This is a genomic window from Streptomyces sp. NBC_01497 (assembly GCF_036250695.1).
Taxonomy (GTDB): Bacteria; Actinomycetota; Actinomycetes; order Streptomycetales; family Streptomycetaceae; genus Streptomyces.
Genome location: NZ_CP109427.1, coordinates 924734 through 944296, shown reverse-complemented (window position 1 = coordinate 944296; position 19563 = coordinate 924734). Strand labels below are relative to the sequence as shown.

Below are 19563 nucleotides of genomic sequence, written 5' to 3'. Positions count from 1 at the left end.
ACCATGCGTACGGCGCCCGTTGGTATGGCTGGGAGATGAGGGCGGGCGCCGCGGTGACCGAAGGGCACACCGTCGGCTCAGACCGAGCCGGCGCCCTGGCCAACCACTCCGCTCATGGGTGGGAAAGCGCAGCTCAGAACTCTGCACGACCCGTTCGACGACATCTGGCTGCTCCGCCGAGGCGAGGCGGCTCCGCTGCCGCTTCGGCCGCTTGTCCGGTGATCGGCTCCATCCTGACGCGGGGCACGGCCGGAGAAAACGGGACTCGGACTCGTGAGGGGTCGCGCACCACACGCCTTCCCACGGTACGGCGCTGAACGCGGCCGGCCGGAGGGTCCTGGCCCGGGCGACGACCGGCGGTCAGGCATACGACGACCGTCTCCACATCGCGGCTGATCACGCTACCGGGACGCGCCAGGTCGTCGGCAGCGGGCTCGCAGGCAAAGGGGCGCGGATTGGGGGAGTGGATCTCTCAGTGGCGGTCACTCTGGAGAGATGCAGACCTGGCCGGGACAGCCCTACCCGCTCGGAGCCACGTACGACGGCTCCGGGACCAACTTCGCCATCTACTCCGAGGCGGCCGAGAAGGTGGAACTCGTCATCCTGGACGAGGGCCGCACCGAAGAAACCGTCGTGCTCAATGAGGTGGACCGTTTCATATGGCATGCCTACGTACCCGGCGTGCGGCCGGGGCAACGCTACGGCTACCGCGTGCATGGCCCTTACGCTCCCGACCGGGGGCTGCGCTGCAATCCCGCGAAACTACTCCTGGACCCCTACGCCAAGGCCGTCGACGGACAGATCGACGGAGACGAATCACTGTTCAGCCACCGTTTCGGGCGGCCGCAAGACTTCAACGCCGACGACAGCCGGGACCATACGATGGTCGGGGTGGTCGTGGATCCGTTCTTCGACTGGGGCGACGATCGCCCGCCGCGCCGCCCATACCACGAGACGGTGATCTACGAGGCCCATGTCCGCGGCCTGACCGCCACGCATCCTGACGTGCCGAGGGAGCTTCGCGGCACCTACGCGGGAATCGCACACCCCGCCGTGATCCAGCACCTCTCCGATCTGGGCGTGACGGCGCTGGAGCTCATGCCCGTGCACCAGTACGCACAGGACGGAGTGCTGCGCGAGCACGGCCTGTCGAACTACTGGGGGTACAACACCATCGGCTTCTTCGCCCCGCACAGCGCCTACGCCACCGGCTCTCACCCAGGCAGCCAGGTGCAGGAGTTCAAGTCGATGGTGAAGGCCCTGCACCAGGCCGGTATCGAGGTGATCCTGGACGTCGTCTACAACCATACGGCGGAGGGCAATGAGCAAGGCCCGACTCTCTCCTTCAAGGGAATCGACAACAACGCCTACTATCGACTGGTCGACGGAGATCCCGCCCACTACTACGACACGACCGGGACCGGTAACAGCTTGTCCGTCAAGCATCCGGCCGTCCTCCAGCTGATCATGGATTCGCTGCGCTACTGGGTCACCGAGATGCATGTCGACGGCTTCCGCTTCGACCTCGCGGCGAGCCTGGCCCGGCAGTTCCACGAGGTGGACCGGCTCTCCGCGTTCTTCGACCTGGTCCAGCAGGACCCGGTGGTCAGCCAGGTCAAGCTGATCGCCGAGCCGTGGGACCTCGGCGACGGCGGTTACCAGGTCGGCAACTTCCCTCCGCTGTGGACCGAGTGGAACGGGAAGTACCGCGATGCGGTACGGGACTTCTGGCGAGGTGCGGAATCCTCGATGCCGGAGCTCGCCTCGCGGTTCGCCGGGTCCTCGGACCTCTACCAGCACGAGGGAAGACGCCCCCTGGCCAGCATCAACTTCGTCACCGCACATGACGGTTTCACTCTGCGCGACCTGGTCTCGTACAACGAGAAACACAACGAGGCCAACGCCGAGGACGGGCGCGACGGCGAGAGTACGAACCGCTCCTGGAACTGCGGCGCGGAGGGCGACACGGATGATCCGCGGATCCTCGACCTCAGAGCGCGCCAGCAGCGCAATCTCCTTGCCACCCTGTTGCTGTCGCAAGGAGTCCCGATGATCGCCCACGGCGACGAGCTGGGTCGCACGCAAAAGGGCAACAACAACGTCTACTGCCAGGACAACGAACTGGCGTGGATCAACTGGGACCTACGAGAAGAGAACGCTGAACTCTTCGACTTCACCAGGCGCCTGATCGAGTTGCGTCACGCCCACCCCGTGCTGCGGCGCCGGCGTTTCTTCTCCGGCCGCAGCCACGACGATCTGCCCGACATCGCATGGCTGTGCCCGGACGGCCGAGCGATGTGTGATGAGGACTGGGCGCGGGACGATGCGCATGCCCTCGGCGTCTTCCTCAACGGAGCCGCCATCAGCGAGCCGGGCCCGCAGGGCGAGCACGTGACAGACGACTCGTTCCTCGTCCTTCTCAACAGCCATCACGAACCGGTTCGCTTCCGCATGCCCGAGGCCGGCTACGGAGCCGGCTGGCGGGCGGTGGTGGACACTGCCGCTGCCGAGTCCGAGGAGGTAGATCTCCTGGCCGGATCCGAGGTGGAGGTCGAAAGCCGCAGCCTGCTCGTGCTGATCCGTACTCAAGAGCCCACGAGGGCAGGAACCGAGGGCTCTTGAGACAGGAGACGGCGCGCGTCCACGAGGTCGACTGAGCGCGATGTGCAGGCACTCCGCCGACGGCGTGCGAGCGCGCGAACGCCCTGCTGAAGGTCACCTTCACGGCCCTGCGCCGCGTCAGCCTCGACCCGGCGGTGGGTCGCCCGGATGGCCCGCGCCGCACTCGTCCTGCTCCGGCTCGAACACGGCCGCACCGCCTGACCATGATGACGAACCGTCACGGGACGTTCCCGGGAAAAACTCGCTGTGCGCCGACATCGCCCCCGCTCCCCAGCTCAATGCCTTCGCCTTTGCTGTGGCGCGCGCCCTCTGTCGGCGCTGTCGTTGTCAGTCCCACTGCTCAACCGTGCATTGCAGCGGCATCGCCTCCACGCTGCCACATTTCGTAGTTCCCACATTCTGCCGTGATCTCGGCCGCAGCCTGAGCTGCGGTGAAGAAGTCGTCGACCACCGGCGAGACGCGCGATACCGGCACCGCGAGACACACCTGGTCGGGCGCCAGATCCGGGACGGGCACATAGATGACGTCCGGATGTGAGTAGAACACGGTCGCTGAACGGGGCAGGAATGAGATGCCCCGGCCGGCTGCGACATGTTCGAGCGTTTCGTCCACCCCGCGCGCCAGGTACCCGGCGTTGGGGTGCGGGTGCCTGGTGGGCTGCGTACTCGTGTCGGCATGCCAGATCAGCGGTTCACCGACCAGGTCGGCCTCGGTGACTTCCTTCTTGCCGGCCCATCGGTGGCCGACGGGCAGCACCGCCACCCGTGGCTCGGTGTAGAGCGGGGCGACGCGCAGGCCGGCCTCGTCGATGGGCAGCCGCACATAGCCGATGTCGATGCGACCGTCGAGCAGCATCGGGGCCTGGTCGTCCCCTTCGATCCGTTGCACGTCCACCGGAACGTCCGGGTGCTCGGTGGCGAACCGTTGTATCGCCGGGGCGACCGCGATGCCCGCCCGGAAGCCGACCGTTATCCGCCGGCTGCCCCGCGCGGCCACGGTCACCCGGCGGCGTGCGGCCTGCGCGGAGGCCAGCAGTGGGCCCGCGTCGGTCAGCAGTTGCCTGCCGGCGTCGGTCAGCAGCACGCCGTGGCTGTCCCTTGTCAGCAGCGGGGTGCCGAGATCCTTCTCCAGTGCGCGGATCTGCCGGCTGAGTACTGGTTGTGCGATGTGCAGCTCATCGGCGGCGCGGCCGAAGTGGAGCTTGTCGGCGACGGCGACGAAGTAGCGCAACTTGCGCAGGTCCAGATCCATGGTGCCTCCCGGTCCGGCAATGCCTCCAGGGTATCGCAGCGACTGAAAGAGGTCTTGGACAGCCACTCAGGCCAATGACAGCCTGAACAGGTACCTGACGAGGCCGAAGTGAATTCGGTACACGAATTCGACATCGGAACTCGATGTGCAGAGATCAGGCCCGGAACGGGCACATCAGGAATGGGACGCCGTCCGTCGCGACATTCGACGGTTTCGACGACATGACCGTTGACAAAGACGGGGTAGGCAGGCGTCCTATCCGGCTCCAGAAAGCAGGCACACCCATGAGCAGCATCAGCATTATCGGCCTGGGGAACATGGCCGGCGCCCTGGCCGACCGGGCGCTCGCCGGCGGCAACGCCGTCGAGATCATCGGCCGCGACCCGGTCAAGGCCAAGGAATTGGCCGCTGCGCTCGGCGGCGCCACTGTCGGGACGGCCGGCGCCGCCCCGGCCGGGGACATCGTTGTCCTCGCCGTGCCGTACGCCGGCACGGCGGCGGTGGTGAGCGAGTACGGGGACGCGCTGCACGGCAAGGTCATCATCGACGTGACCAACCCCGTCTCCCCCGATTCCCAGGGCCTTGTCACCCCCGAAGGCAGTTCCGGCGCGCAGGAGATCGCCAAGGTTGCCCCCGCCGGCGCGCACGTCGTGAAGGCGTTCAACACCGTCTTCGGTCACATGCTGGCACAGGGCAACCCGCTGGACGTGCTCATCGCCGGCGACGACTCCGAGGCCAAGGCGACGGTGTCGGCATTCATCGAAAGCCTCGGGCTGCGGCCCATGGACACCGGCCCGCTGGGAATGGCGCGCTGGCTGGAGGGAACGGGCCTGGTGATGATCGGCCTGGGCCGCTATGGCGCGGGGAGCTTCAACTTCACCCTCGGCGTCAACACTTCTGCCTGAGTTCGCCCGCACCACCACTTCTCGCGCCACATCAATCACAAGGACCAGTAGCATGCGCGTTTTCGTCACTGGCGGGACCGGCCATTCCGGTTCGTACATCATCCCCGAGCTCATCGCCGCCGGGCACGAGGTCACCGGCCTGGCCCGGTCGGACACGGCCGCGGCGGCGCTGTCCGCGCTCGGCGCGAAGGTGCGCCGCGGCGACCTCGCTGATCTTGCCGGGCTCAAGGAGGCGGCTGCGGATTCCGACGGCGTCGTCCACGTCGCGCATCGGCAAGACCTGCTTCCGTCCGGCGGGATGGACGCCGTGGCCGCCGCGGAGCTCCCGATCGTACGCGCCTACGGCGAGGCACTCGCGGGAACCGGAAAGCCGCTCGTCGCGGCGGGGAGCATAGGGTCGCCCGGGCAACTGGGCCGGCCGGCCACCGAGGAGGACCCGGCCCTTTCCGTCGGTGATGAGCACAAGGGCACCCTCCGGGTTCGCAATGCCGTGGAAGCCGCCGTCATCGGTCTCGCCGAACGGGGAGTGCGGTCTTCGGTCGTGCGGATCGCCAACATCATGCACAGCACGACCGATGCCGGCTTCCTCCCCATGCTGATCGCGCTCGCGAGGGAGAAGGGCTTCGCCGGCTACCCCGGAGACGGCGCGAACCTGTGGAACGCCGTGCACGTCCGCGATGTCGCCTCGTTGTTCCGATTGGCGCTGGAGAAGGGTCCGGCCGGGAGATATTGGCATGCGGTTGAGGACGGGGGCATCCCGTTTCGCGAGTTGGCCGAGGCCGTCGGCAGCCGCCTGGGCCTGCCCGCGGTGAGCATTCCTGTGGACGTGCTGATGGTGCCGGGATACTTCGGGTTCCTCGCGAACATCGTCACGCAGAACTACCCGGCGTCCCACCTCATCACCCGCCGGGCCCTCGGCTGGGAACCCACTCGACCCGGCCTGCTCGCCGATCTGGACAACGGCCATTACTTCCCCGCCGCACCTCAGTCGGCACCAACGATGTCGTGACGCAGGAGAAGTTCGTGACCCGCATGCAAGCCTCCGACCTGATGGGGCCCCTGGAGATGGTCGACGCGGAGGCGGTCTGGTAGGAGGCCGAGACCCTGCCCTGCTCAGGGCGGTGGCGAGGACCCGACGGGTTCGCACGACTGGAAGGCGCGATCAACGCTTCGGTGGAAATGATGGTGCGGGCCTACGCCGTCGTCGAAGCCGGCGAGGGAGTGGAGATGCGGCTCAACCTTGAATTCGTCTCCCGGAAGAGCGGGCGTCGACCGCCGATGGAGGTTTGTGGAGCACTGCACGGTGCGTGAGGGCAAGATTCACGGCGCGAAGGCCTTCTACAAAGACACCCAGGCCGTCAACGACCTGGTCAAGTGCGGCTGACCCAACCAGCGCAGAGCATGGTCGCGCGGGGAGTGCTCGGCGGCGACCCGGTGCTCGCCCGAGAGCTCACGGTGGTACGGGAAGCGGACGAGGCCGAGGCGGACCACTTGGTTTGGTCGGTCGGCCTCGGCCTCTCCCCGAACGGGGAGTGCGGTCTTCGGCCGTGCGGATCGCCGACATCGCGCGCAGCAAGGGACTCGCATCGCGATGAGTCCGGCAGATGACAAAAATACGGCTCTTCTGGAGGGGCCTGAGTATATGACGACGACTGTGGGATTCATCGGAAGCGGCAACATCGGCAGTACTGTCGCGCGGCTCGCGATCGAGGCCGGGCACCGGGTCGTTCTCAGCAACTCGCGCGGTCCCGAGACGCTCGCGGACACTGCCGCGGAACTGGGGCCGCGGGCGTGCGCGGCGACGAGCGGGGAGGCCGCGGCTGCCGGTGACATCGTCGTGGTCACGGTGCCGGTCAAGGCGTTCCCCGACTTGCCCGCCGCGCCACTGGCCGGGAAGACGGTCATCGACACGTGCAACTACGCCCCCCGGCGTGACGGGCACGTCCCCGAACTCGACAGCAACTCACTCATGTCGAGCGAGCTGCTGCTGCGCTACATCCCGGACGCCCTGCTCGTGAAAGCGTTCAACAACATCTTCTTCAAGCACCTGCTGTCACTCGCCCGCCCGGTGGGGGCGCCCGACCGCTCGTACCTGCCGATCGCCGGGGACTCCGCGCCGGCAAAGACGGCGGTGACCGAGTTCATCGAATCCATCGGGTACAGCGTGGTGGACGCGGGACCGCTGGCCGATAGCTGGCGGCAGGGGACGGACACACCGGTGTGGGGGACCCCGTACGGGCCGACCTCGGACGAGGAGGGCCAGCCGGTCGGCGAGGACGCCATCCGCGCGGCACTGGCCATCGCAAGGCGGTAACCGTAGGTTGGCGCGGGCCTCGGTGAAGTCCGGCCGTGTTACGACCCCGTCCGGCAGGCTTCTGGGTGGGCCGGACACGTGTTCTCAAGCAGCCGACACCTTGTTGCCGACAGCGCACGTGCCTGGTGAAGCGGCTGACAGTCCCCGTGCGCCTGCACTCGGTCAAGGGGCGGAACAGCATCAGCGCGCGCCATGATGTTGCGGATGAACTTTTCGTCTCCCGGGCGCGGGTACGGGCGGGCTGCTCCCAGGCGCCGCTCGACCTTCGCGAGCGCGGGCACTCCTTCCTCCGAAGAGAGCACTTCTGCGCTGTCAGTGGATGGCCGCGGCCGGGGCGCCGATCTGTTGGAAGAGGAGCTGTTGACACTGAGGACCGTGCTGTGCGGCGAAGCTCGGTGCTGCTCCTGCGGTGTGAGCCCGTCCTGGGACGCGCCGGTGGCCCGGAGACTGGCGGCGTTGCGCCGTACGAGGTCGCGGGTGGTGCCGGCGATACGGAGGCGGTGAAGGTCGTCCGGGTTGAACCAGGCCGGCATCACCCGCTCTGTCAGGCGGAGTTCGCGGGGGGATCGCCGTTCCAGGGGCCGGCGTGGATGGCGATGGGCACCCTCGCGCTGATGTCGTGGCAGGCGTGCTCCGTGCCGAACTGGCCGGTCGGCGATATCGAGGCCGGCTTCCTCTGCCAGTTCGCGCCGTTCGGTGTGGTCCAAGGTGGTGTCCTGGGGCTCTCGGCCGCCGCGCCCAGCGGGGACCACATGCCCGGCTCCCAGATCTGGCCGGGGACGTGGTCGCGCGGGTGGAGCAGGTACGTGCCACGGTCGTTGGAGATCAGGGTGGGGCGTTGGCCGTCTCCGGTTCCGCTGCCGGGGTGAGTTCGAGCAGCTTCTCGCCTAGGGAGGGGGGCACCCTGTCGACGGGCCGCCACTCGGTGCCGCCGACCTCTTCTTCCCGCAGCACCACTGTCGCGTCGCTCACGGTGTGCAGGCTGAAGAGGATCCGGAGGTCGAAATGCTGGTGGCCGGGTTCACCAGCTTCACCTTTGGCCGGGTGGGCGTCGATGTCGGGGATGTCGATGTCCAGCGGAATCAGCTGCCGGCGGGGCGGGCCTCGTGCAGCACGCGCGCCAGCAGCAGGGCGCCCCCGGCTGCCGCCCCCACGGTGCCGGCCGCCAGGAACCCGCGGGAGGAACGCCAGGAGAGTACGGACCACCGCGACTGCGCCGAGAACACCGACCCTGTGCTCAGCCACGATCCGGCAGAGACGAGCGAGAGGGCCGAGCCGATCGAACCGACGGACAGGGAGCTTCCGATCGAGCCGATCGACAGGGCCGAACCGACGGACCCCACGGACAGCACCGATCCCACTGAGCCGATCGACAACACGGAGTCCTTGGACCAGAGCGACAGCACGGAGCCGGAGTGGACACGGTGGGCCGAGCGCGGGGACAGATGTCTCATGAGGCCATCCTGCCCGCCGGCCCGGTGGGGAAAGCGGGCTTCCTCCACCGGGCGGTCCTCGTTCTCACTGCCGCCGACCTCTGCGGGAGCGCCGGCGGCGTCGTGCTCCTCTCCTGTTCGCGGGGGACTCACCCTCGCGGGGGTCGCCGGGCCGCGGCGCGCGCCTCCCGGCGCGGAGCCGGTGATCCCGCGCCGCGTTGAGCCGTCCGGACGTACCGTCGGGCCGGCGGCGGGACCGGTTGTGACCGTGAGGACGTCCGAGGGCGTTCCAGGACCGGTGATGCTCGCTCAGGCCAGCCCGAACAGGGCTTCCGCGTTGCCCGAAGCGATTCCGGAACGGTCCGAGGGGTCGGGGACGGCGGCGAAGAACTGCTCGACCGCCCTCGCGTCGGGTCGGTGGAAGGGGTAGTCGGTGGAGAACAGCACCCGGTCGGCGGTGGTGAAGTCCAGGGTGTGGCGCAGCAGCCGCTCCTGGAGCATGCCGCTGCCGGTGACGTGGATGTTGGTTCTGATGTAGTCCGAGACCCGGCGTTCGAGGTGGTGGGCGACCGAGGAGAGGCTGTCGACGCGGTCCATCCAGAACAACAGCATCTCGCCCCAGTGGCCGAGGACGATCTGGAGCCCGGGGTGGCGGTCGAAGGTGCCGCGCAGGATCAGCCGCAGGGCGCAGAGGCCCGCGTCCATGTGCCAGCCCCAGCCGAAGCTCGCGAGGCCGAGGTCGGTCAGGGGGTCCAGTCCCCGGTACGAGGCGTCGCGCACCTCGTCCGACGGGATCTGCGGGTGGATGAAGACGGGCTGGTGGAGGCGGGCCGCGGTGGCGAACAGGTCGTCGTAGGCGGGATCGTCCAGTGTGCGGGCGCCCGTTCGGCCGTGGATCATCGCGCCGACATGGCCCAGCTCGGTGGCGCACCGTTCGAGTTCCGCGGCCGCGGCCTGCGGATCGCCGGTCGGCAGGGTGGCGAACGCGCGGAAGCGGTCCGGATGCGCCCGGACGGCCTCAGCGGCCTCGTCGTTCGCTTCCCGGGCCAGCGCGACGGCTTCCGGGGCGGGGAGGGCCTGGGTGGCGGGTGTGACGACCGACAGGATCGAGATGTCGATCCCTGCGGCGTCCATCGCCTCGATGCGGCCCCGGCCGATGTCCTCCAGCCGGGCCTGGTTGTCGCCCATCGTGTTGAAGGCGACGCTTTCGTCCCGCGCCCCGTCGGGCAGGCGGTCGAGCGCGTCGCGGATGGTGACGCTGTTCCAGTGCTCTTCGATCGCGATGATCTTCACGTTGCGGTTCCTCGATGCCGTATCGGATGTCTTCGGTGCCGGTGCCGGTGCCGGTGCCGGTGCCGGTGGCCGGGCCGCGCGCGTCACCAGCGCACGGTCTGCCCCCGGTGGTCGAGGAACCGCAGTCCGCCCGTGCCGGACCGGGCCGCGACCGTGTCGAGCACGCCGGGAACGCTCTGGTCGGCCGTCAGGCGCGCGTGCACCGCCGTGACCTGGTCGGAAATCGTGATGTCGACTGTCTCCACGGCGAGCCGGCCGGCTGAGGAGTCCGCCAGGTCATGCAGGTCGGTCCGCCCGGTTCCGTGCACCGTCGCGGTCACCCGGCCCCGTTCCAGGTATGCGGCGGCCAGGGCGAGCCCGGCGCACGGGACGCGCCGACGAGCGGGGCGGACTTCGGCCGGTTGCTGCCATGACCGCTCCTTGGTGCCGGACGGCGGACCGTTCGGCGGCCTCATCGGGGTTCGCTCATCGTCTGTTGAGTGAAAGCTACAGGTTCGGCCACCGTTCGCTCAACAACGGTAGAGTGAATTGCGTGAGTGAGCCGAGGAGCAGGGCCGAGAAGAGGGCGGCGACGGCGCAGCGCATCCTGGAGGCGGCGCGTGCGGAGTTCGGGGAGCGCGGCCTGGAGGCGACGACCATCCGCCGCATCGCCCAGCGCGCCCAGGTGGATCCGTCGCTGGTCATGCAGCACTACGGATCGAAGGCCGCCCTCTTCGCCGTCGCCATCGACATGGGAGAGTCCACCCCGCGGGAGGTGGAGGCCCATCTCCACGACGTCCTGGACGTACGGCTCGCGGCCCTGCCTCCGGAGACCAGGGCTCTCGTGCGGTCCATGCTCACCGCGCCCGAGGCGGAGGCCTCCATGAGCGCGTTCCTGAACGAGCGGGTCGCCAACCTGAGCGGTGCCATGGGCGGCGAGGACGCCGAACTGCGTGCCGCACTGATCGTCAGCAGCATCCTCGGGCTCACCGTCGCCCGTCACTTCCTGAAACTCGACGCCTTCGCCGATGCCTCCGACGCCGACATCGCCCGTGTCGCCCGGCCATGGGTCACCACCGGGGTCGACCCTGCTTCCGGGCGCCGGCCCGGGGCCTCCGACGGAGCTCTCTGACGCCGCTCCCGCCGGGGCCGGCCGCCGTGTTGCCCCGTGCCTACGGCGCGGCGGGAACGGCTCCGTCGCGTCCTGGCGCGCGCCGGGCTGAGCTCGCCTCGTGGATCCGCGGAGCTCCTGTCACCCGACCTTGTTGACCACGGTGTCGTCGGCGTCGACGCGCCGCCCGTCCGCGGAGCGGACCTCCATGGTGCGCAAAGGGCGTCCCTGCCGGAGGTCGACCATCTCCGAGTGGGACTCACCGGGGTCGAAGAGGTTCTGTTCGCCCCACTGGCGCAGCGCGACGATGACAGGAAAGAGCCCCCTGCCCTTCGGTGTCAGTACGTACTCCCGGTAGGCGCTGCCGTCCGAGGCGGGGAGGGTTTCGAGGACTCCTGAGGCGACCAGGGAGCGCAGGCGCGCGGCGAGGATGTTCTTCGCCACGCCGAGGCCGCGTTGGAACTCCCCGAAGCGGCGGCTGCCGTCGAAGGCGTCCCGCACGATCAGCATTGACCACCAGTCGCCGATCGTGTCGACCGACCGCGCGACGGGACAGTCGCTGTCGTCGAAACGCGTTCGCTCCACCATGGCGACCTCTCCTGTCATAACGGTTGCAACATGCTACCAAATCGAGCTACCTTCTGCTGGTTGCAAGATGAAACCAGTTGTGGAAGGGCTTCGCATGGCACGACACCCGGGGGCCGTCACCACAGGGGCCGAGAGCCTGAGCGCGACGCCCAGATTCCCACTGACCAGGGGAGTCGCCCTGCTCTTCGCCGTCGCCTGTGGAACGGCCGTGGCCAATGTCTACTTCGCGCAGCCCCTCCTGGTGACACTGGGCCGCGACTTCTCGATCGGCACAGCGACGGTCGGCGCGGTCGTGTCGCTGACGCAACTCGGTTACGGGCTGGGCTTGTTCTTCCTCGTGCCACTGGGAGACCTGCTCGACCGCAGGCGCCTCGTCGTGGGGCAACTCCTCCTGCTGGCGGCGGCGCTGGCGGCAGTCGGCACCGCCGACAACGTGGCGCTCCTGCTCGTGGGCCTCGCCGCGGTGGGGTCGCTCGCGGTGGTCACCCAGACGTTGGTGGCCTTCGCCGCGTCCCTCGCTCCGTCCGCGGCGCGCGGACGGGCCGTCGGCCTGGTGACCAGCGGTGTGGTCACCGGGATCCTGCTGGCCCGTACCGTGTCCGGCCTGCTGGCCGACCTCGCCGGATGGCGCTCCGTCTACCTCTCTTCTGCGGCTGTCGCCTGCGTCCTCGCCCTCACACTCCACCGCCTGTTGCCGTCCGGTGTCAGCGCCGCACCGGCGGCCGGGGGGTACGGGCGACTGCTGCGCTCCACCGTCACACTGTTCGTCCGCGAGCGTCTCCTTCGATTGCGGGCCCTGTTCGCTCTGCTGATCTTCGCGGCCTTCAGCGCCCTGTGGAGCAGTGTCGCGCTGCCGCTCAGCGCGCCTCCACTCTCCCTCTCGCACACCGAAATCGGAGCATTCGGACTGGCCGGAGCGGCGGGTGCCCTCGCCGCCACGGCAGCCGGCCGCTTGAACGACCGAGGTTTCTCCCAGCGGACCACCGGCATCGGCCTGGCGCTGCTCACCGTCTCCTGGCTTCCCCTGGCGCTGACCCGGCACTCGCTCTGGGCGCTGGCGGCCGGCGTGATCGTCCTCGATCTCGCCGTACAAGCGGTCCACGTCACCAACCAGACCCTGATCTACGCCCTGCACCCGGAGGCGGGGAGCCGACTGATCGGCGGTTACATGGTCTTCTACTCGATCGGCAGCGCCTCGGGTGCCGTCACCGCGACGGCTCTGTACGCGGTGGCGGGCTGGACGGCCGTGTGCGCGCTGGGCGCAGGGTTCAGCTCGCTAGCGCTCCTCCTGTGGGCACTCACGCGACGCGGTACCCCGAACGCACCTACCGCAGCGGCTGGTTGAGCGGTTCTTGTCCCCGACCGGTCGGTGCGACGCGGCGGGGCCCCCGGGGGAGACCCGCGCCCTCGTCAACGGTCTCCTGTGGGGGCCGTCAACGGTCTGCTGTCGCACATATCGCAGACATCGCAGAAGGGGTGCCTCCGCGTTGTTCGCCCCCGCGGCCGTGCGGTGACGTGTCACCTCTCGTGGCTGGTTGACAGGCGGGTCACCTGAGTCGTCGGACAGGTTCTAGGACCCGACGCCGGGCGCGAACGGCACCCCGTTGGCCGGGTGTTCGACGGCGTGCTCGGCCGGGTGGGTCCACAGACCCGCCGCGGCCAGCCTCGGCAGTACGCCCTCGCCGAACCAGTACGCCTCCTCGACGTGGGGGTGGCCGGACATGATGAACTCGTCGACACCGAGCCGGTGGTACTCCTCGATGCGCTCCGCCACCTCCGCGTGACTGCCCACCAGGGCCGTACCGGCTCCGCCGCGCACGAGGCCGATGCCGGCCCACAGATTGGGCGAGACCTCCAGCCCGTCCCTGCTGCCGCCGTGCAGCGCGAGCATCCTGCGCTGGCCCTCGGACTCGCTGCGGGCGAGCCCCGCCTGGACGGTGGCGACGGCCTCGTCCGAGAAGCCGTCGAGCAGCCTGCGCGCCTCGGCCCACGCGTGGTCCGCGGTGTCCCGGGTGATGACGTGCAGCCGGATGCCGAACCGCACCTGCCGGCCCTGCTTCTCGGCGAGCGAACGGATCCAGGCGATCTTCTCCTCGACCTGGGCCGGCGGCTCCCCCCACGTCAGGTACACGTCGCTGTACCGGCCCGCGACCTCGCCGGCGGCGGGCGACGAGCCGCCGAAGTACACCGGCGGTACCGGATCGGGTACGCGGGCGAGCCGCGCCTCCTCCACGCGCAGGTGCTGCCCCTCCCGTGTGACCGTCCCGCCCGCCCACAGGGAGCGCACGATGTCCAGGAACTCGCCGGTGCGGGCGTAGCGGCCCTCCTTGTCCAGGAAGTCGCCGTAGGCGCGCTGTTCGTGGCTCTCGCCACCGGTGACCACGTTCAGCAGCAGCCGGCCGCCCGAGTGGCGCTGGAAGGTCGCGGCCATCTGGGCGGCGAGCGTGGGGGCCACGAAGCCGGGCCGGAAGGCGACGAGGAACTTGAGCCGTTCGGTCTCCCGCGCCAGCATCGCGGTGGTCAGCCACGCGTCCTCGCACCAGGCCCCGGTCGGGGTGAGGGCGCCGACGAACCCCAACTGCTCTGCGGCGCGGCCGATCTGGGTGAGGTAGCCGAGGTCGGCGGGGCGCTGGCCGCCCGCGCCGCCCGCGGGCAGCCCGTGCCCGCCGCCGACGACATGCCGGCTGTCGCCGTAGGTGGGGAGGAACCAGTGGAAGGTGAGGCTCACAGCAGGTCTCCAGTCTTCTCCGGGGTGCCGCCGGGCGGCGGTGGGGCAGGGAACGGGCGGGCGGGGCCGCCCGCTCAGATCAGTCCGTGGCGGGGCGGCCTGGTTCCGGTCAGGACGTAGCGGCCGATGTGCTGGATCTTCCAGCGGGACGGGTCGTGCAGGGTGTGCGTACGGGCGTCGCGCCAGTGCCGGTGCAGATTGAGGCCGTTGAGCGCGGCCCGGGTGCCCGCCACCTCGAAGAGCGCGCTGCCCAGTTCGACCGCCGCGTTCGCGGCCTGGACCTTGGCGGCGGCGACCGCTATCGACGCCTCGGCCGCCGTGTCGTCGGTGAGGTCCGCCGCCGCCGCGTCGACGGCACGGGCGGCCGCGGCGACCAGCGCGTCCGACGCGCGCACCCGCAGGGCGAGTTCGCCGAAGCGCTGCACGAGCAGCGGGTCCTCGACGGCGCTCTCGTACCCGCTCTCGAACCAGGGCCTGCTCTTGGTGCGCACGAACGCGGCGGCCTCGTCGAGCGCCCCCGCCGCGATCCCCGCGTCGATGGCCGCGTGGAGCAACTGGGCTACTGCGCCATGCAGTTGAGGTCCCTGGAAGGTCAGGTGGTGCGGCACCACCCGGTCGGCGGGGACCACCACATCCGCGAGTCGTACGGTCCCGCTCGCCGTGGTGCGCTGCCCCATGCCGTCCCAGTCGTCGACCACGCTCACGCCCGGCGCGTGCCGCGGGACGTAGGCGACATGCAGGGCATCCTCCTCGGCCCGGGCGAGGACGGGGATCGAGTCCGCGAAGAGAGCTCCCGTCGAGTAGTGCTTCTCGCCGCGCAGGAGGTACGTACCGTCGCCGCGCGGTGTCAGCCGGGTGCGGATGTCCAGGACGTGCTTGGTCCCGGCCTCCGACTGGGCGTTGCCGAACCTGCGGCCCGCGAGGACTTCACGGAAGAAGAACTCCCGCTGGGCCGGGCTTCCCTGGCGCCGGAGCACGTTCACGTACACGAAGTGGTTCTGCGGGATCTGCGCCAGGCTGCCGTCGGCTGCGGCCAGGAGCCGGAATACCTCGGCCAGTGTGGTCAGGCGCACGTCCGCGCCGCCGTACGACGCGGGCACCGTGATCCCGAGCAGCCCGCTCGCCGCGAGACGGTCCAGCTCCTCGTGCGGGAGGATGCGCTCGGCGTCGCGCCGCGCGGCCCCCTGCCGGAACGCGCCGGCCAGTTCCGCGGCGACAGCGAGCGCCTCCGCGTCGTCCGCGATGACATGGGCCTCGGACTGCCCGGCTCTCGGGCGGTCGGGAGCGGTCACGGTTGTCCTCCGGGTGTGGTCGGGGACCCACGGCTGGGTCTCCTCGGGAAAGGGGTCAGGCCGCGGCGGCCGGGGCGGGGCGATGCTCGGCGGGCGCGGACAGGGCACGCGCGAACCGGTCGACGGCGGTGTCCAGCGCCCGGGCCGCGTCCGGCGCGACCCGCACCCCGCTGTCACCGGCGGTGATGTCCTTGTCGAGGACGAACCAGCCGCGCACGATGTGCCGCGCGCCCATCGACGCGAGGACCGGGCGGAGGGCGTAGTCGATCGCCAGGACGTGGGCGGGCGATCCGCCGGTGGCCAGCGGCAGGACGGTCTTGCCGGCGAGCGCGTCCTGCGGCAGGAGGTCGAGGAAGCTCTTGAGCACTCCCGAGTAGGACGCCTTGTACACGGGGGTGCCCACGACGACGCCGTCCGCCCGCGCGACGAGGCGCACGGCCTCGGCGATCGCGGGATGACGCGTGTCGGCGCCGAGCAGCGCGGCGGCGGGCAGGGTCCGTACGTCGAGGGGGACGACGTCGTGGCCCCGGGCCACGAGCCCTGCGTCCAGGTGCCGCAGCAGTCGGGCGGTACGGGATGCCGGGGAGGGACTGCCCGAGAGGGAGAGGATGGTGGCCATGCGGATGCACCTCGGAATTCCGTGGAGGACCTGGGGCCGGCCGTCAGTGCCGGGAAGGACCTGACGCCCGCGCCGCGCCGGTGGTGGACCGCGCGGTGACTGCCGCCCGCTCGGGACGGCCGACGAACGGGCCGGGAGCCGGCCCGCCGGGAGCAAGCGCCCGGGGGACGACGTGTCCCGGCGTGCGCGCCCGACGGTGACATGGTGAACGCCGTGCCCGGCGGGCGGACGTCAGCGGGAGGCCGAACCCCGGGTCTCCCGTCCCGCGTCCGGGCCTGCGTATCCGGCAGGACGGGTGGGGCGGGGGTCAGCGGGCGGGGTGTCGGCTCAGCGGCTGTGGCGACACAGGGCGCTGGCGACCCGGGCGAGGTCGATGTGGCGGCGCAAGGTCAGTCCCCATCGGTCCCGCATCGCCGTCACCTCCTCGCTGGCACAGTGCTCGTGGTCCGCGCCGGACCTGTCGGTATGAGGCTAGCCGTCCAGGTGGCCGGCAGTACATTCGGTATCCGCGACCCGTTGATAGGGTTTTCCTTTCACCGGGAGGGATGGGGGCGTCGTCGTGCGGATCGAACAGCTCGCGTGCATCGAGGCGGTGACCCGGCTCGGTTCGCTGCGCAAGGCGGCCCAGGCGCTGCATCTCTCGCAGCCGGCGCTCAGTGAGACCGTGCGCAACCTGGAGCGTGAGCTGGGTGTGGATCTCCTGGATCGCAGGCGTTCCGGTGCGAGGATCAGCGATGCCGGACGGGAGCTGCTGCCGCACATCGTGGGCGTCCTGGACGCCGTGGACCGGCTGCGCGGGGCGGCGGACGAGCAGCATCTCAGCAGTCGTGCCGTGCGGCTGGGCACGGTCAACGCGGCCACGGTGCCGCTCCTGGTGCCCACGATCCGCGCTTTTCGCGCCGCGCACCCCGCGACGCGGATCGAGGTCGTGGCGGAGCAGCAGGCCGTCATCCAGCGCATGCTGCTGGAGGGCGGGCTCGACCTCGGGCTCATCAACTACCTGCAGGGCGACGACCGGCCGTACGGCATCGAGGGCACCGAGCTGCTCAGGGGGCGTCCGGTGGTGTGCCTGCGCTCCGACAGCCCGCTCGCCGGCGGGACTCGGCTGACGGTGGACGAACTGCTCACGCAGCCGCTGATCGTGATGCGGCAGGGCTATGTCATGCACCGCTATGTCAACCGGCTGCTCGGGGGCCGTGCCCCGGACTTCTCGTACTCCACCGACGGCGCCGAGATGGGCAAGCTGATGGTGGCGGAGGGGCTCGGTGTCACGGTCCTGCCGGACTTCAGTGTCCGGGGCGACCCGCTGGAGCGGGCGGGGATCATCACCCACCGCCCGCTCGTCACCGAACCCACCGAGGTGTTCATGGTGGTCGAGCGGCCGCTCGCGGGGTCGTTCCCGGCCGCGGCCGCCGCACTGCGCGACCTGTTCGTCACGGCCGCCGCAGCACACGAGCAGGGCGTCCACCACCGGAAACACTGACACACGAGCCGGGCGCCACCGGGCTCTGCCCGTGCACCACCCGGGCCCTCTCCCGGCACCACCGGGTGTTGCTGTCCCGCGCCACAGGGGGCCGGGCGGTACCGGGCCCCTGTGAACGGGCGGTGGGGCTGCGTCTGCCTACTTCTGCCGGCCCGTCTACTTCTGCCAGCCCATGGTCACGAAGTCCGAGTCGCCGAGACCGCTCGCGCCGAAGTTCGCCAGGCCCTTGCGCACGGCGAGGATCTGCGGACGCTGGTAGAGCTCGATCGAGTGGCCCTCGGCCCAGATCAGCTTGTCGGCCTCGTTGTACAGCGCGTTCGACTTCGACGTGTCGGTGGTCCGCGACGCCTGCGTCATGAGCTTGTCGATCTCCGGGGAGCCGATCCGCCCGTAGTTGAGGTAGGCCTGGGCGCCCTTGGGCTGCTGGAACGTGGAGAAGAGCTGCGAGTGGAAGATCTCGTCGACGTTGCGGAAGCTCGTCAGGTCGAAGGCGCCGCGGTCGATGAACTTCACGAAGAAGTCGGCCTGCGGCACCTGCTGGATCACGACCTTGATGCCGGCCATTCCGAGCTGCTGCTGCACGATCTGCGCCTGGTCCACCGAGGCGGAGGCGGAGCCCGAGCTGATCACGTACTGCAGGGTCAGCTGCCTGCCGCCCTTCGTGCGCGGCTTGCCCGCCCCGTTGTCCCGCCAACCCGCCTGGTCGAGCAGCTTCTTGGCGCCTGCCAGGTCGAAGGTTCCCCACTTGCCCGCGGTGTCCTCGTAACCCGCCTGGTTGGGCATGAAGAAGTGGCTGTTCAGCGTCTCGACGGGGAAGTCGAGGTCGTGGGCGAACGCCGCGACGATGCCCTTGCGGTCGGTGGCCAGGTCCACGGCCTGACGCACCCTCACATCCCCCAGCGCGCCGCGCTCGCTCAGGGATATGTGCACCTCGTCCCAGCGGGCACCGCGCCTGATGTCCGTGTCCGGTGCCTTCGCCAGGCGCTTGTAGTCCTCGGGGAGGATCGCGGGGGCCTCGTCGACCTCCTTGTTCAGGTACGCCTCGGTGTCCGCCGGCAGGTCGAGGGCGCGCCAGGTGATCGAGTCCAGTTTGGGCCGCGCACCCCACCACTTCGGGTCGGGCATGGTCGAGACGGTCTGCGCGGTCTTGTCGATCGACTTGATCTTCCACGCGGCGCCGGTGACCGGGATCCGCTGGATCCAGCCCTTGTTGAACTTCTCGGGCGTGTCGATCGCCGCGGCCGGCAGCAGCACGCGGAACAGGCGCTGCCAGTCGGCGTACGGGGTGCTGAAGGTGACCTTCACCTCCTGGTCGTCCTTGCCGCGCGCCACGTCCGCGATCTGGTCGTAGCCGCTGCTGTCCGCGACGAGGTAGCGGTCGTCGTGCCCGTCGAGCGCGTGCCACACGGCCGCGAAGTCGCGGTAGCTCATCTTCTTACCGTCGGACCAGGCCGCCTTCGGGTTCAGTTCGTACGTCACCACCTGCGGAGCCGTGGAGGTGACGCGCGCGGAGCGCAGGTAGTCGGGGTCCGGGTGCGGGACGCCCTTGGCGTCCTTCGGCATCAGCACCGGCTCGACCTGCTCCAGGATCGCGGAGGCGTCACCGTCGGTGCCGTCCACCTGGTACTCGTTGTACTGCGTGATCCACGTCTGGGTCGACAGCTTGAGCGTGCCGCCCTGCCGCACCTTCGACGCGGGCTGCGCGTTGACGCCCTGGGCGCCCACCGCGGGGGCGGCATGGCTGACGGCCTTGTCGTGCCCGTCGCCCGACGGCCCTCCGCACGCCGCCATCACCAGGGCCGCCGAGAGGGTGGCGGCCGTGTACGCGACGGCTCTGTGGGGCTTGAACATGGGCGTTTCCTCCGGGTGTCGGGGCGAGCCGGCGGATGGGGGTCCGCCCGCGACGGGAATGGTAGAGCCGCGGGGGCGGCGTGTAAGCGGTTG

At 70.0% G+C, this 19563-nt stretch carries 19 protein-coding genes and 1 pseudogene; 8 read left to right on the top strand and 12 right to left on the bottom strand.

Annotated features, from left to right (window positions below; all coding sequences use genetic code 11):
* Positions 1 to 495 precede the first annotated feature (495 nt).
* Positions 496 to 2622, top strand: coding sequence for a glycogen debranching protein GlgX (glgX, locus tag OG310_RS04115; protein ID WP_329454506.1), 2127 nt, complete (start codon positions 496 to 498; stop codon positions 2620 to 2622).
* Between the two features lie 65 nt (positions 2623 to 2687).
* A pseudogene (locus tag OG310_RS04110) lies at positions 2688 to 2823 on the top strand (IS5/IS1182 family transposase); the annotation flags it as partial.
* Positions 2824 to 2962: 139 nt separating this feature from the next.
* On the opposite strand, the gene OG310_RS04105 reads toward OG310_RS04110, so the two are convergent.
* Complete coding sequence (locus OG310_RS04105) at positions 2963 to 3874, bottom strand: LysR family transcriptional regulator (protein WP_329460014.1); 912 nt, start codon at positions 3872 to 3874, stop codon at positions 2963 to 2965.
* 284 nt (positions 3875 to 4158) lie between these two features.
* Here OG310_RS04105 and OG310_RS04100 point away from each other — a divergent pair, with 284 nt between their 5' ends.
* The 3 genes from OG310_RS04100 (at position 4159) to OG310_RS04090 (ending at position 7093) form a co-directional block, all read left to right on the top strand.
* The gene (locus OG310_RS04100; protein ID WP_329454505.1) at positions 4159 to 4779 is read left to right on the top strand and encodes an NADPH-dependent F420 reductase; all 621 of its coding nucleotides are present in this window, start codon (positions 4159 to 4161) and stop codon (positions 4777 to 4779) included.
* 52 nt (positions 4780 to 4831) lie between these two features.
* Complete coding sequence (locus OG310_RS04095) at positions 4832 to 5788, top strand: SDR family oxidoreductase (protein ID WP_329454504.1); 957 nt, start codon at positions 4832 to 4834, stop codon at positions 5786 to 5788.
* Between the two features lie 582 nt (positions 5789 to 6370).
* Complete coding sequence (locus OG310_RS04090) at positions 6371 to 7093, top strand: NADPH-dependent F420 reductase (RefSeq protein WP_329454503.1); 723 nt, start codon at positions 6371 to 6373, stop codon at positions 7091 to 7093.
* 544 nt (positions 7094 to 7637) lie between these two features.
* On the opposite strand, the gene OG310_RS04085 is transcribed toward OG310_RS04090, so the two are convergent.
* From OG310_RS04085 to OG310_RS04065, 5 genes are all read right to left on the bottom strand, one after another.
* Complete coding sequence (locus OG310_RS04085) at positions 7638 to 7847, bottom strand: hypothetical protein (protein ID WP_329454502.1); 210 nt, start codon at positions 7845 to 7847, stop codon at positions 7638 to 7640.
* Between the two features lie 71 nt (positions 7848 to 7918).
* Complete coding sequence (locus OG310_RS04080; protein WP_329454501.1) at positions 7919 to 8065, bottom strand: hypothetical protein; 147 nt, start codon at positions 8063 to 8065, stop codon at positions 7919 to 7921.
* Positions 8066 to 8175: 110 nt separating this feature from the next.
* A complete protein-coding gene (locus tag OG310_RS04075) occupies positions 8176 to 8547 on the bottom strand; it encodes a hypothetical protein (protein WP_329454500.1) in 372 nt (123 codons plus the stop codon).
* Between the two features lie 288 nt (positions 8548 to 8835).
* Positions 8836 to 9819, bottom strand: a complete 984-nt coding sequence (locus OG310_RS04070) for an amidohydrolase family protein (RefSeq protein ID WP_329454499.1) — start codon at positions 9817 to 9819, stop codon at positions 8836 to 8838.
* Positions 9820 to 9902: 83 nt separating this feature from the next.
* Entirely contained in the window at positions 9903 to 10274 is a 372-nt protein-coding gene (locus OG310_RS04065; protein WP_329454498.1) for a hypothetical protein, read from the bottom strand.
* 77 nt (positions 10275 to 10351) lie between these two features.
* Between OG310_RS04065 and OG310_RS04060 the strand changes: the two genes are divergently transcribed.
* Positions 10352 to 10930: a TetR/AcrR family transcriptional regulator gene (locus OG310_RS04060; RefSeq protein ID WP_329454497.1), complete on the top strand. Its 579-nt coding sequence runs from the start codon at positions 10352 to 10354 to the stop codon at positions 10928 to 10930.
* Positions 10931 to 11050: 120 nt separating this feature from the next.
* Here the strand turns inward: OG310_RS04060 and OG310_RS04055 are convergent, their stop codons facing one another.
* Positions 11051 to 11497 (bottom strand): winged helix-turn-helix transcriptional regulator, encoded by a 447-nt coding sequence (locus OG310_RS04055; RefSeq protein WP_329454496.1) that lies wholly within the window; start codon positions 11495 to 11497, stop codon positions 11051 to 11053.
* Positions 11498 to 11591: 94 nt separating this feature from the next.
* Here OG310_RS04055 and OG310_RS04050 point away from each other — a divergent pair, with 94 nt between their 5' ends.
* Positions 11592 to 12842 (top strand): MFS transporter, encoded by a 1251-nt coding sequence (locus OG310_RS04050; protein ID WP_329454495.1) that lies wholly within the window; start codon positions 11592 to 11594, stop codon positions 12840 to 12842.
* A 225-nt stretch (positions 12843 to 13067) separates the two neighbouring features.
* Here OG310_RS04050 and OG310_RS04045 read toward each other — a convergent pair whose 3' ends face one another.
* The 4 genes from OG310_RS04045 to OG310_RS38480 all read right to left on the bottom strand — a co-directional run bounded on the left by OG310_RS04045 (position 13068) and on the right by OG310_RS38480 (position 16547).
* Entirely contained in the window at positions 13068 to 14225 is a 1158-nt protein-coding gene (locus OG310_RS04045; RefSeq protein WP_329454494.1) for an LLM class flavin-dependent oxidoreductase, read from the bottom strand.
* 74 nt (positions 14226 to 14299) lie between these two features.
* Positions 14300 to 15517 (bottom strand): SfnB family sulfur acquisition oxidoreductase, encoded by a 1218-nt coding sequence (locus tag OG310_RS04040; protein WP_329454493.1) that lies wholly within the window; start codon positions 15515 to 15517, stop codon positions 14300 to 14302.
* 55 nt (positions 15518 to 15572) lie between these two features.
* The gene (ssuE, locus tag OG310_RS04035) at positions 15573 to 16136 is read right to left on the bottom strand and encodes an NADPH-dependent FMN reductase (protein WP_329454492.1); all 564 of its coding nucleotides are present in this window, start codon (positions 16134 to 16136) and stop codon (positions 15573 to 15575) included.
* A gap of 327 nt (positions 16137 to 16463) precedes the next feature.
* Positions 16464 to 16547 carry a putative leader peptide gene (locus OG310_RS38480; RefSeq protein ID WP_443078819.1) on the bottom strand — a complete coding sequence of 28 codons (84 nt, stop codon included), beginning with the start codon at positions 16545 to 16547 and terminating at the stop codon, positions 16464 to 16466.
* Positions 16548 to 16695: 148 nt separating this feature from the next.
* Here OG310_RS38480 and OG310_RS04030 point away from each other — a divergent pair, with 148 nt between their 5' ends.
* Positions 16696 to 17619 carry a LysR family transcriptional regulator gene (locus OG310_RS04030; protein ID WP_329454491.1) on the top strand — a complete coding sequence of 308 codons (924 nt, stop codon included), beginning with the start codon at positions 16696 to 16698 and terminating at the stop codon, positions 17617 to 17619.
* Positions 17620 to 17775: 156 nt separating this feature from the next.
* Here OG310_RS04030 and OG310_RS04025 read toward each other — a convergent pair whose 3' ends face one another.
* The gene (locus OG310_RS04025; protein WP_329454490.1) at positions 17776 to 19470 is read right to left on the bottom strand and encodes an ABC transporter family substrate-binding protein; all 1695 of its coding nucleotides are present in this window, start codon (positions 19468 to 19470) and stop codon (positions 17776 to 17778) included.
* Positions 19471 to 19563 lie beyond the last annotated feature (93 nt).

What these genes read in the sequence shown, in the direction of transcription:
- glgX (WP_329454506.1), top strand. Translation starts at nt 496, where the DNA reads ATGCAGACCTGGCCGGGACAGCCCTACCCGCTCGGAGCCACGTACGAC.
- OG310_RS04105 (WP_329460014.1), bottom strand. Translation starts at nt 3,874, where the DNA reads ATGGATCTGGACCTGCGCAAGTTGCGCTACTTCGTCGCCGTCGCCGAC.
- OG310_RS04100 (WP_329454505.1), top strand. Translation starts at nt 4,159, where the DNA reads ATGAGCAGCATCAGCATTATCGGCCTGGGGAACATGGCCGGCGCCCTG.
- OG310_RS04095 (WP_329454504.1), top strand. Translation starts at nt 4,832, where the DNA reads ATGCGCGTTTTCGTCACTGGCGGGACCGGCCATTCCGGTTCGTACATC.
- OG310_RS04090 (WP_329454503.1), top strand. Translation starts at nt 6,371, where the DNA reads ATGAGTCCGGCAGATGACAAAAATACGGCTCTTCTGGAGGGGCCTGAG.
- OG310_RS04085 (WP_329454502.1), bottom strand. Translation starts at nt 7,847, where the DNA reads ATGTGGTCCCCGCTGGGCGCGGCGGCCGAGAGCCCCAGGACACCACCT.
- OG310_RS04075 (WP_329454500.1), bottom strand. Translation starts at nt 8,547, where the DNA reads ATGAGACATCTGTCCCCGCGCTCGGCCCACCGTGTCCACTCCGGCTCC.
- OG310_RS04065 (WP_329454498.1), bottom strand. Translation starts at nt 10,274, where the DNA reads ATGAGGCCGCCGAACGGTCCGCCGTCCGGCACCAAGGAGCGGTCATGG.
- OG310_RS04055 (WP_329454496.1), bottom strand. Translation starts at nt 11,497, where the DNA reads ATGGTGGAGCGAACGCGTTTCGACGACAGCGACTGTCCCGTCGCGCGG.
- OG310_RS04050 (WP_329454495.1), top strand. Translation starts at nt 11,592, where the DNA reads ATGGCACGACACCCGGGGGCCGTCACCACAGGGGCCGAGAGCCTGAGC.
- ssuE (WP_329454492.1), bottom strand. Translation starts at nt 16,136, where the DNA reads ATGGCCACCATCCTCTCCCTCTCGGGCAGTCCCTCCCCGGCATCCCGT.
- OG310_RS38480 (WP_443078819.1), bottom strand. Translation starts at nt 16,547, where the DNA reads ATGCGGGACCGATGGGGACTGACCTTGCGCCGCCACATCGACCTCGCC.
- OG310_RS04025 (WP_329454490.1), bottom strand. Translation starts at nt 19,470, where the DNA reads ATGTTCAAGCCCCACAGAGCCGTCGCGTACACGGCCGCCACCCTCTCG.